This is a genomic window from Bacillus spongiae (assembly GCF_037120725.1).
Lineage (GTDB): Bacteria > Bacillota > Bacilli > Bacillales > Bacillaceae_K > Bacillus_CI > Bacillus_CI spongiae.
Genome location: NZ_JBBAXC010000004.1, coordinates 106,935 through 118,585, shown reverse-complemented (window position 1 = coordinate 118,585; position 11,651 = coordinate 106,935). Strand labels below are relative to the sequence as shown.

Genomic DNA, 11,651 nt, shown 5'->3' with positions numbered 1-11,651 from the left:
TATGAGATGGAGGTTCGAGCTGTGAAATAAAATTCTATTTGGAATTAGACACTCCATCTTTTTCCCTCGATTACTAATACGAGAATTCAACTCCACATCAACTCCACATCAACTTCATATAAACTCCAGGATAATCATTTATGATCTGTTTATAAGCGAAAATGGAGGAGTGATGACAATAATATGAAGGATCTATTCATAAGTAACTGGCCATTTTTTTACGAGGGACTGAAAGTTACGGTATACGTCACAATGGTGACATTATTAGCAGGTTTTATTCTTGGACTCGTACTTGCTTGGCTTCGTTCACATAAATTTAAACCATTTAAGTGGTTAGCACTTACAATCATTAATGTAATAAGGGGAACGCCAGTACTCATTCAGCTTTTCTTTCTATATTTTGGATTAAACTCTTTTAGTTGGATTACAATGGCGCCATTAACTGCTGGGATGATAGGAATTACTGTAAATGCGGGGGTGTACTTTTCAGAAATAATTCGTTCTGGGATTGAATCGATTGATAAAGGGCAAACCGAGGCAGCTCGAACACTGGGTTTATCAAAGTTTAAAACTATGAGGTATATCGTTTTACCACAGGCTTTTAGAAGAATGATCCCTGCCTTTATGAACCAAGTGACAATTACACTGAAAGATACGTCTCTACTCTATACAATAGGAGTGGCCGAATTAACACAACAAGGATTCATTATTATCGGAAGAACATATGCAAGTTTTGAAATATGGAGCATTGTCCTTTTATCGTATTTTGTGATGGTGTATGGGTTAACTAAAGTCTCACATTTATTAGAAAGGAAGCTACAGTTACAATGAATATTATTGAAGTAAAAGATGTTAGGAAATCTTTCGGTGAGTTAGATGTATTAAAATATGTGAATTTGACGGTTGAAGAAGGGGAAGTAGTTAGTATCATTGGTCCTTCAGGGTCTGGTAAGAGCACCCTGTTACGGTGTTTAAATAAACTAGAAAATGTCTCAAGTGGAACAGTGATAGTCAACGGTTATAATTTAATGAATAACAAACATAACCTGAACAAGATCCGTGAAGAGATAGGTATGGTTTTTCAGCATTTCAATCTCTTTCCACACTTAACAGTTCTTAAAAATATTACGTTAGCTCAAGAGAAGGTGAAGTATGTGGGTACAAAACAGTCGCAGGAAATAGCGATAGGCTTATTGGAAAAGGTTGGTTTGGAAGAAAAGGCGACTGCGTATCCTAATGAACTATCTGGTGGACAAAAACAAAGGGTTGCCATTGCACGAGCATTGGCAATGAACCCAAAAATTCTTTTATTCGACGAACCGACCTCTTCTTTAGACCCTGAGACGGTTGGAGAGGTATTAGATGTTATGAAAATGTTGGCGGAAGATGGAATGACGATGATTGTCGTTACACATGAAATGAGGTTTGCAAAAGAAATAAGTGATCGAGTGTTGTTCATGGATAATGGACATATAGTGGAGTATGGTGATCCAATCTCTCTATTTGATCACCCAAAAAATGAACGGACGAAACAATTTCTACAAACAGTCTTTTAATGATAAAGAAGGCGTAAACATTTAGTTCTAATGGTAGTGTTGAACAATATTCCGCTACGAAATGGATTGTCCCATTATCAAATTCTCTTAGATTTTTGTAGCACTCAAGGTAAAAGGGAGCTCCTAATTAACAGGAGCTCCCTTATTCCTGTTAACTTGAGCTCGTTATAGAAGCGACTACCGATTGCCATTTGAATAACAATACCATCACCTCTCAAATGATTCTCCTCTTATACCTATAAGAAACTATAATATAGAATGAATACATCGAGGTAAAGACATCATTAACTATTATTTGTTTGAGTGAATTCGTGTGAACGAACAAGTTGAAAAAATGACTTAGCTTGTTTAAATTCACCGTTTGGAATCATATTATATGTCCTTTACGAAAATTTCCAGACCCTTAACCAGTTCGTCAAATCAAACATCATTTTCCTGAAGGCTCTGTTGGCATTATTATTTGGTTAAGGAGCTCAAATAATGATGGAGGACTATGTCGCCACATATTGTGTGCATAGCTTTTTATTTCTTGGATGATTTCCGTCAATTAGTATTTTTTCATATATTATAGAACCGTTGTTCGTTCGCTGTATTCAATGAATGACTGTTACAAAAGTGAAATGGTAGTATATAAGTTGGGACAAGTATCCGAATAACAAAAAATAGTAATCTTCAATATTTCTTCAAAAATTAATGATAACCTTATGAGAAGTAGCAAAGTATAGGTGATGAATATGTATAGTGTGTTTAGTCAAATTAGTACTTGGTTAATGGATCCCTTTATTAATCTATTATATGGATTGGAGTCACTTCCGCTCGTTTATGCGTTTGTTTTAGGTATTGTAGGGGCGCTAGCTCCTTGTCAGTTTACCGGGAACATTAGTGCCATTATGCTTTACGGGAATCAATCCATTCAACGAAAGATGAGTTGGAGAAATGCGTTAAGCTTTATTTTCGGAAAAATGCTAGCCTTTTCTTTATTAGGTTTCTTAGTGTGGTTGTTTGGAAAAGAGATTCAACAAGAATTAACGCTTTATTTTCCTTGGCTAAGAAAAATGATGGGGCCAGTCTTAGTTGTCGTTGGATTGTTTATGATAGGCTTCATTCGCTTTTCAGGAACGTTAAAACTTTTTTCATTACCAAAGAATCTAAAAGGAGAAAGTGCGATTGGCTCCTTTTTATTAGGAATGAGTTTTTCACTCGCTTTTTGTCCGACAATGTTTGTTTTATTCTTTGTTACGTTAATGCCAGTAGTGTTTTCGAGCCCAATGGGGTTCATCATGCCAACCCTTTTTGCCATTGGAACCGCTCTCCCTTTGATCATCATTTTAGGAATTATTTGGTACTTAGGGTTTAGTGGGACGCTAATGAAAAAGGGGAGGAAGTTAGGAAAGTTTGTTCAAAACACGGCTGGTGTTTTTATGATAGTCTTGGGGATACTAGATACTATCACTTATTGGTCAATTTGATTTTTTAAAGGCTGGTGAATATGAGTAAGAAAACAATTTTACTAGTGGATGATGAATGGAAAATGAGGAATTTACTTAAAATTCATCTTGCTAAGCAGTATGTCGTTATCGAAGCATCGAATGGAGTAGAGGCGTTAGCCAAATTTACTGCTAACATTCATTTAGTCATTTTGGATATTATGATGGCAGAGATGGATGGATGGGAAGTATGCGAAAGAATTAGAAAAGAAAGTAATGTTCCCATCATAATGATTACGGCACGGGGAGATATTGCTGATAAATCGCAAGGGTTTGGCATAGGAGCAGATGATTATTTAGTCAAGCCATTTGATGTTGAAGAGCTCCTTTTACGAGTAAATGCCCTGATACGAAGGTCAACAACTGGTCGTTTAAAAAATGAAGTTGCTATAGGGAATCAACTTATTTATCAAGACCTTACAGTTAACATGGAATCAAGGAGTGTCAAGGCGAACGGATCGAATATGACACTTACTCCTAAAGAATATGATTTATTACTCTATTTACTCTCTAACCCAAATAAAGTGTTCACACGAGATCAGCTTCTTGATCAAATATGGGGGATTCATGAAGTGTTAGATTATCGAACGGTCGATACTCATATAAAAAACATTCGAGACAAATGTAAGAAAATGAAACTATCGTTTAATCCCATCAAAACGGTTTGGGGTGTAGGGTATCAATTTGAATGGGTGAAAGATTCAATATGAAGATAAATAGTGTCGTGCCAAAGCTAGGATTGACGATTCTTCTCGTTATCATGATTATCTTATTCCCTTTAGGGTTTGTTTCAAATAAAGTGTTTGTTTATTTCTATTATAATCAAATAAAAGAAGAATTGGATTCCTTGTCTACGAAATATGCACAAACGACAACGATGCTTGATCAACAAGTGATTGGAATGCTTGAAACATTAGGAGAATTAACGAATAAAGATATCGTCGTCGTCGATGATGAAGGAAAAGTGATGTCGAATTCAGGGAATAGTATTTATCAAGTTGGAAGTACGATTAACCAAGTAAAGTACAAGCTGTTAACAGAAGGCTTCCCTGTTGAAGAAGAGCTGGTTCGACATTCTGATGATGAGAGGTTTCTTAGTATAGGGAAACCAATTATTCATGAGCAGCAATTTATCGGGGCAATCTTTGTTATCGAATCCCTTAGTCAAATGGATTCCTCCATCAAGCAAATACAAGAGGCTCTTATTCTAGCAGGTGTCGGAGCCGTCCTTTTATCTGTCGGCATCATTATCATCGTATCCAAAAGACTATCGAAACCCTTACTACAAATGGAAAAGGCAGCTAGAAGTATTGCTAAAGGAGATTTTGACACGAAATTAATGATTCAATCAAATGATGAAATAGGCTCTTTATCTAAGGCAATTAATGAGCTTGCGATTGAAGTGAAATCATTTCGGGATAACCGAAGAGAATTTTTCGCTAATATTTCTCATGAACTTAAAACACCAATTACTTACTTAGAGGGTTATGCAAAAATTTTAAGAGAAGACCTCGTTTCCTCTAAAGAAGAACAAGAGCAATATTTAAGAATTATAGAAGACGAATCGAAAAGGCTTTCTAGGCTTGTCAGTGACCTATTCGAATTGTCAAAATTAGAAGAAGGGAAGCTCCAAGTAGAATTTCATGAGGTGGACCTTGAAGAAGTGCTTGAGAATGTGTTTCAAAAAGTGAAGTTCAAAGCGATTGATAAAGGAATAAGCATTAGATTACAAAAGTCAGAAAAAAACAGTTTTATGTTAGGTGACGGATACCGCTTAGAACAAGTCTTTATCAATCTAATGGAGAATGCCATTCAGTATACTGAAAAGGGTTTAATTGAAGTAGTGTTAGCTCCAACAAAAGAAGTCATAACGGTTCATGTAATGGATTCGGGAGTGGGAATACCACAAGAGGATATTCCCTATGTATTTGACCGATTTTACCGAGTCGATAAGTCACGGTCGCGAGGTTCAGGAGGAACTGGTCTTGGGTTAGCGATCGTGAAAAACCTTGTTGAATTACACCACGGAAACATTACAGTGAATAGTGACGTTAATAAAGGAACCACTTTTACAGTGTCTTTTCCTATCGCATAAAGGTAGGTAATGAAAGTGAAAAATTTTGATTATATTGTGGCGATCATCTTTATTTTAGTTGGAATATGTTGTTTAGCGATGTCAGGGACAATGATGGGGCATTATAGTCTGCATATGTTCTTGGGTAATTTTTCTATTATATGCATGTGGTTAGCGATTCCTGTCCTAATCATTTCCGGTATGTATTTTTTAAGAAAGAGGAGAAGGAATAAATGAAAAAAATCAGAGGAATTATTCTATTTTTATTGGCAATGAACATCTTGTCTTTATCGGTATTAGCTGATGGAAATGGGGACGAACATAAATCAGAAATCGGAATAAGCACTTATTTAGGGGTTGGGGCCATCCTATCACTCGTTCTGTTAGTAATTGGTCTTATTTTATGGAATATGACTAGAAAAAAGTTGGCAACTTCAACAAATATGAAGAAGAATGACCGAGATTTATTACGTAAAAAAATGAGCATTCAACTAATGACCAGTGTGATTGCAGGGGCAGTAATGCTTGCTGCAACGATTGGATGGGCGACGACAAGGTTAGAAAGCGATGAATCCCTTGAATTGAAGCATATCCATGGATTAGGCTATTCAGCTGATGGAGATAATCTTTATATTGCTGCACATGATGGGGTAAATCTGTATGCTGAAGATACATGGAGCAACCTTCATACAAAAGAAGAGCAGCATGATTTTATGGGTTTTTCAATGGTAGATGAAGGTTTCTATAGTAGTGGGCATCCTGCTCCTGGCTCCTCTTTGGGAAATCCATTCGGTGTCATAAAAAGTGATGATATGGGAGAGTCGTTAAAAACACTAGACTTAAGTGGTGAAATGGATTTTCATGAAATGGCAGTTGGATACAATTCTCATGCTATCTATGTATTGAATCCTGAGCCAAACTCGAGAATGGATGAGGCTGGTGTATATTATAGTATAGATGAAGCAAGTACATGGGAAAAAAGTGAAATGAATGGACTTGAGGGCGCTATTCGTGATATCGCAGTTCATCCAACGGAGGAAGAAAAAGTAGTGGTCGTAACGGAAGTAGGTGCTTTTTATTCCGAAGACTTCGGAAATCAATTTGAACCACTCGTAAACGCTACTGTTACATCCACTGCGTTTGACCAAGCAGGAAAACTATTTATGGGAATATATGAAGAGAGCAATCAGTTAGTGGAGTTTGATATTAGTACTAAAGAACAAAAAGAAATTTCGATTCCTTCACTTAAAGAAGAGGATGCGATTGCCTATATTACAGTAAACCCTCAAAAGGCAGATGAACTGACTTTTGCAACGTTCAAAAAAGATGTTTTCCAAACGAAGGATATGGGCGGAAATTGGCAACAGCTAGCTGATTTAGGCATCACGAAGGACAAGAAAGAGGAATAAATCGTACTTCTTATGTGAACAGTAACAAATAATGTAAATGAAAAGTTCATATCTTTCGTCTTCATGATTGTGTTGGTAAAAATTTAACCTTTTATCACCTTTGTCAAAGTATTTTAATATACAAAAACAGCGAAAATGTAACCTCATCAGATTTTTATAGATTCTGATGGGGTTATTTTTGTCCTTCTATCATTTCCATATAATAGAATAGTTTATCGTTTGTAAATATTCTGATATATTTGTAATATATAGAAATGGAGGGGTTTTTTTGAAAAATAAATTTCAATGTGAAAATATCTATAAAACTTTTAAGGGAGATGGAATAGAGACGAACGCACTAGAAAATGTTTCTCTCGAATTAGAAGAAGGAGAATTTGTTGCCATTGTAGGTGCGTCTGGTTCAGGGAAATCGACCTTATTAAGTCTATTAGGTTCATTAGATAATCCTACTTCAGGAGATATTTTATACGAGGGAGAAAGTTTAGCTAAATTAAATCACAAACGATTAGCAGATTTTCGTTTCGAACATATCGGTTTTATATTTCAACAATTTCATTTGCTCCCAACGTTGACTTCATTAGAAAATGTACTATCTCCCTTATTAACTCGTAAGGTGTCATTTAATAAAATGGAGCGAGCCGTTCAATTGCTTGAAAAGGTAGGTTTAGAGGATAAGTTGCATTCCCTTCCTTCCCAACTCTCTGGTGGTCAACAGCAAAGGGTTGCAATTGCTAGGTCATTAATCAATAATCCAAGTTGGCTGTTAGCGGATGAACCGACGGGAAATCTTGACTCTGAGACGAGCGAATTAATTTTTCAATTGCTTCACCAATTAAACCGTGAAACCGGATGTGGCGTCTTGTTTGTCACACATGATCCGACGCTTGCTGCAAAAGCAGGAAGAATCATAGAAATGAAGGATGGAAGAATGAAGTCGGATACTTCTGGAGTAATTGTATGATTCGCTTTTTATGGAATAGTTGGTGGAGAAATAAAGAAAGATTTATTCTCGTTATCATCGGCGCATTGATTATAAGTACAGGACTAAGCTACCTTGTTGGAATCACTCAGGCGAATAATGGTACGGTTGTCGATGAATTACAGAAAAGGTGGAATTCAAGCTATCATATTGTCGTTCGCCCTGAAGGGACAAAAAGTATTACGGAAGAATTAAACTTATTGGAGCCCAATTATTTAAGTGGCATCGCTGGAGGAATAAGTTTAGAAGATTATGAAACGATAAAATCGCTAGAGTCCATTGACGTAGCCGCCCCCATTGCAATGGTTGGAAATATTAATCCAAGCATTGTCTTTGATCAAGTGAATTTAGACCCTGGGGTTTACCGTTTGACCATTAAGGAAGTGACTAATACTGGTAAAGAACTAGTGGAAGAAGCTAATAGTTCCAGCTATGTTGTTGAAGGCTATTGGTGGTCTGATGGGCTAGGTAAAGAGTACGGTGTTAGTCGTTTTGGAGGAGATTTGTTTCATTCTACCAATGTCATGTTAGCAGGAATTGACCCTGAAGCAGAGGCTCAACTTGTTGGACTTGATGAAGCTATTATTTCAACGGATATTAGTAGGTATTTTTCAAAGGGTGACAAGGTTGATGAACGGGAATTAGATCATTTCACTGAAACGGTTATACCCGTCGTGATAAGTAATAAGCAATTTATTGATAGTGAAATTTCCTTTCAAATTGAAAGGCTGGATTTACCATTTGAAGGTTCTGAGCAAGCTGAAACGATGGAGCTTGTTAAAGAAAATGGTGGAGAAGAGTTTTTAAAGAAACAAAAGATGGTTTCAAGCGATACTTATACATTTACTTCTGATGAAATGTATGAATTATTATTGAAGGAGGTTCTTGGCGAGGAGTCTCTATCAAATATTAATAAATCGCAATGGATTGCCTTAAAACCTTCACCCGTAAATTTTCTTCCCGTAACTAGTCCATTTTCGGATCGTTGGCCATTTGCTTATGAATTACAAACATATGAACGACCAGCGGATAGTTTGATAAAATTTGAAAATTTGTACCGTCCTATAGTACCGTATGGAAGTGGTAAGTTTGAAGATTGGAAACGAGTCAGACTAAATTATTTAGGAGTATTTGATCCACAAAAGCTAAAGGTTGCCAAGGATCCATTAACGGAGCTGCCGATGGAAACCTATTTTCCATCTAAGGCCTCATGGGTATTAGATGATCAAAATGCACCAATTAATCCACCTATTGAAATGAAGCCGATGAATAATCCAGTAGGGTTTCTCACAAAACCCCCTTTAATGCTTACAACTATAGAAGCGGCTGAGAGCATTGTAGGAGATATGCCTATTTCGGCGATCCGAGTTAAAGTAATGGGAGTCGATCAATTTACTGAAAACGCACAAGAAATACTTGAAAAGACGGCGGAAGAAATTAGGCAAAAAACGGGACTATTAACCGATATTACCCTCGGGTCTTCACCACAACCTGCCCTCACATATATCCCAGAGGTTGAAGGGATTTCAGCGATTGGGTGGATCGAACAGCCGTGGGTGAAACTCGGTTCATCTATCTCCATATTTAAAGAAGCAAAATTTGGACTTTCAGGTGTAATTGGCACAGTGATAGCGGTTGCCATCGTTTATGTATTTTCTTCTAATCTTATTATGATGTTTGCGAGACGGAAAGAATTCTCCGTGTTGCTTGCGATGGGCTGGAGAAGAGGAGATTTATCAAAACTACTCTTTATGGAATCTACCATTCTTGGAATATTCGTATCAATCATTAGTTGGGCGATTCTAGCTGGTTTTTATATTACGAATGATATTAATACTTCGTTCCTTCGCGTTTTATTAATTGGGGTATTTGGATTGTCCGTCTACTGGGCGGGAACATTATTGCCAGCGATTCTTGTAAGGAGGATTACTCCGTATGAAGGAATGCGAGTAGGTGAAGATAGTAAGGTGTCAAGATCGATTGTAAAAGTTCGCTCAGTATTTTCTTTAAGCTTGACCTATGTATTGTCAAAATGGAAGCGAAGCTTATTATCGGTCATCGCGATCTCCTTACCGACAAGTTTACTTGTTTTTTATTTGTTTATTACCTTCCATTTAAAAGGGGTTATGTTTGCTACATGGTTAGGACAGTACGTTGCGATGGAAGTTGGTCCAATGCACTATATTGCGCTGGTGGTTGCGTTGACCATTGCCATTCTGACGACTACAGAGATTATTTGGCAAAATATTTCTGAACGTCAAGATGAACTCTCCTTATTGAAGGCAATCGGTTGGCAAAATCGAAGCATTCGAATACTCGTTTTATTAGAAGGTGGCTATATCGGACTGATGGCAGGAGTTGTAGGAATGTCATTCGCCATGGTCATCATTCGGTTCATGTATGGTTCATTTCCAACTGAACAACTATTTTTTCTACTGTCGCTAATGTTCATTCCTGTTCTTACTGGTATTGTAGGGGCGCTTTTCCCGGCAGAAAAAGCAGTAAGACAGCAATCGTATGAAGGCTTAAAAGGCTCCGCTTATTCGAAGACTGTGAGTAAAAAAGAAAAATGGATTTATAGAGCGCTAGCTGCTAGTTTGGTAGTAGGAATCTTTGTGCTATTAGCTCAAGCCGTTCCTGAAGAAGGCGAGAAAGCCTCTAATAAGACGAATGAGGAAGAAACCGTTGTTGGTACATCTGGAGGGTTGAATCAGTATGAGGTTGAAGAAGTAGCAGCGGATAAGACGGTCGAGGAAGATAAAGAGGATAAAGATATTTTTGATCTATTGCCTGACTATATTTTGGAAAGTGGGTTTGACCTATTAACATTCGGAGAATCGAACAGCAAATATAATTATGAAGAATTACATGTAGGAATTCCTCAAGAGGCGCCAAAAGATTTAGTAGCTCCGAAGGAAGGGTATGAATATCTTTCGTTCCCAATCGTCTTTAATGCTGAAGAGCATTATGAAGGGGAGTATTATAAGTATCTTCCGCAACGGTTCGTCATAATGGATAGTGAAGGCAATGAATATAAAGCAAAGGAATTTACCGTGTTAGAAAAAGAAAATTGGACAGGTTATGAAATTATTGCCCCAGGGGGTATGACATCTCTTCATACTTATGAGATTCCAGTTGACAAAAACGATTTGTTTTTAGTTATAGATTATGCCGGTCATGATAAGCGGGTCATTGTATTAATCAATGAATAGATGTAAGAAGTTATGAATAAAAGAAAGGACAGTCGTTAATGACTGTCCTTTCTTTATATTATTGGCTAGCTGAGATAACTATTTGTAAGGGTAAGTCCTTTTTAAATCGGATTGATTCCGTTCATGTAACAGTTCATTTAATTTTTTATAGGGAAAAAGTACAAAAACAACACAGATATTTATGAATCCGAAGAAATTGAATGGAACGTTAACGAAAAGGAATAAAATAAGGGTATAATGATAAAAACGGATGTGTCACATAAGCGAGAATGGTTGAAGGATGCTTCTTATTTCTACAATACATAAGTTTAAGCTGTAATATGGTGAAACAGGAAAAATAAATTTAGTCAAGCCCTTGTCCTAATAAGGGAGAGGGAAAGGGTCTTCAACACTGCATTCTTTTCCTTTATTTATGACGGAAAAAAAGTATACAACCGACTACTGTACTAAAGGAACGAGGATCTGAAAGAAGGGGTATAAATGAGAGATATTTTTTTCGAAAATGTCATGATACATGATGTGCCCGATAATGTATGGGCGTCTTTTATTGAATTGGAACAAAATGCGTCAAAGTGGATGCCAGGCATTTCTTCTTTGCGAAAAACAACAGATGGCCCAATCCAAAAAGGGACAGAGTTTACTTCCTATTCAAGAGGAAAACAGCAAGTAACAAAAGTGACCGATTTTCAAGACCATTATCGCCTTACGTTAACTACAATTCAAGGGAATTTTCGCGCAGACTATACGTATACTTTTAAAGCAGAAAATAGAGCGACGTCCGTTACTTTACAGGCAACCTGTTCAGCAAAAGGAGTCATGAAGCTCCTATCTCCCATCATTCGTTACGCCATTAAGAAAACGGATGGCAGACAATTAGAGCGGTTTCAAGATGTGTTTATTAAGGATAGGTAGGTTGTTATAGGACAGTTCAAGT

Annotated in this window: 9 protein-coding genes; all 9 read left to right on the top strand. The window is 37.0% G+C overall.

Going from position 1 to position 11,651, the window contains the following annotated elements; translation table 11 throughout:
- Positions 1 to 183: 183 nt before the first annotated feature.
- Positions 184 to 831, top strand: coding sequence for an amino acid ABC transporter permease (locus tag WAK64_RS06410; RefSeq protein WP_336586124.1), 648 nt, complete (start codon positions 184 to 186; stop codon positions 829 to 831).
- Positions 828 to 1,556 carry an amino acid ABC transporter ATP-binding protein gene (locus WAK64_RS06405; protein ID WP_336586123.1) on the top strand — a complete coding sequence of 243 codons (729 nt, stop codon included), beginning with the start codon at positions 828 to 830 and terminating at the stop codon, positions 1,554 to 1,556. Before WAK64_RS06410 ends, WAK64_RS06405 begins: the two co-directional genes overlap by 4 nt.
- Positions 1,557 to 2,290: 734 nt before the next feature.
- Entirely contained in the window at positions 2,291 to 3,025 is a 735-nt protein-coding gene (locus WAK64_RS06400) for an urease accessory protein UreH domain-containing protein (RefSeq protein WP_336586122.1), read from the top strand.
- Between the two features lie 20 nt (positions 3,026 to 3,045).
- Entirely contained in the window at positions 3,046 to 3,753 is a 708-nt protein-coding gene (locus WAK64_RS06395; RefSeq protein WP_336586121.1) for a response regulator transcription factor, read from the top strand.
- Positions 3,750 to 5,138, top strand: coding sequence for a sensor histidine kinase (locus WAK64_RS06390; RefSeq protein ID WP_336586120.1), 1,389 nt, complete (start codon positions 3,750 to 3,752; stop codon positions 5,136 to 5,138). The genes WAK64_RS06395 and WAK64_RS06390 overlap by 4 nt, the downstream gene beginning before the upstream one ends.
- 212 nt (positions 5,139 to 5,350) lie before the next feature.
- On the top strand, positions 5,351 to 6,526 hold the full coding sequence (locus WAK64_RS06385; protein ID WP_336586119.1) for a F510_1955 family glycosylhydrolase: 1,176 nt from the start codon (positions 5,351 to 5,353) through the stop codon (positions 6,524 to 6,526).
- Between the two features lie 268 nt (positions 6,527 to 6,794).
- Complete coding sequence (locus WAK64_RS06380) at positions 6,795 to 7,487, top strand: ABC transporter ATP-binding protein (protein ID WP_336586118.1); 693 nt, start codon at positions 6,795 to 6,797, stop codon at positions 7,485 to 7,487.
- Positions 7,484 to 10,717, top strand: a complete 3,234-nt coding sequence (locus tag WAK64_RS06375) for an ABC transporter permease (protein ID WP_336586117.1) — start codon at positions 7,484 to 7,486, stop codon at positions 10,715 to 10,717. Before WAK64_RS06380 ends, WAK64_RS06375 begins: the two co-directional genes overlap by 4 nt.
- Positions 10,718 to 11,197: 480 nt before the next feature.
- The gene (locus tag WAK64_RS06370) at positions 11,198 to 11,629 is read left to right on the top strand and encodes an SRPBCC family protein (RefSeq protein WP_336586116.1); all 432 of its coding nucleotides are present in this window, start codon (positions 11,198 to 11,200) and stop codon (positions 11,627 to 11,629) included.
- The last annotated feature ends 22 nt before the right edge of the window (positions 11,630 to 11,651 follow it).

Coding starts and splice junctions, on each gene's coding strand:
- WAK64_RS06405 (WP_336586123.1), top strand. CDS start 828: ATGAATATTATTGAAGTAAAAGATGTTAGGAAATCTTTCGGTGAGTTA.
- WAK64_RS06375 (WP_336586117.1), top strand. CDS start 7,484: ATGATTCGCTTTTTATGGAATAGTTGGTGGAGAAATAAAGAAAGATTT.
- WAK64_RS06385 (WP_336586119.1), top strand. CDS start 5,351: ATGAAAAAAATCAGAGGAATTATTCTATTTTTATTGGCAATGAACATC.
- WAK64_RS06410 (WP_336586124.1), top strand. CDS start 184: ATGAAGGATCTATTCATAAGTAACTGGCCATTTTTTTACGAGGGACTG.
- WAK64_RS06395 (WP_336586121.1), top strand. CDS start 3,046: ATGAGTAAGAAAACAATTTTACTAGTGGATGATGAATGGAAAATGAGG.
- WAK64_RS06370 (WP_336586116.1), top strand. CDS start 11,198: ATGAGAGATATTTTTTTCGAAAATGTCATGATACATGATGTGCCCGAT.
- WAK64_RS06400 (WP_336586122.1), top strand. CDS start 2,291: ATGTATAGTGTGTTTAGTCAAATTAGTACTTGGTTAATGGATCCCTTT.
- WAK64_RS06390 (WP_336586120.1), top strand. CDS start 3,750: ATGAAGATAAATAGTGTCGTGCCAAAGCTAGGATTGACGATTCTTCTC.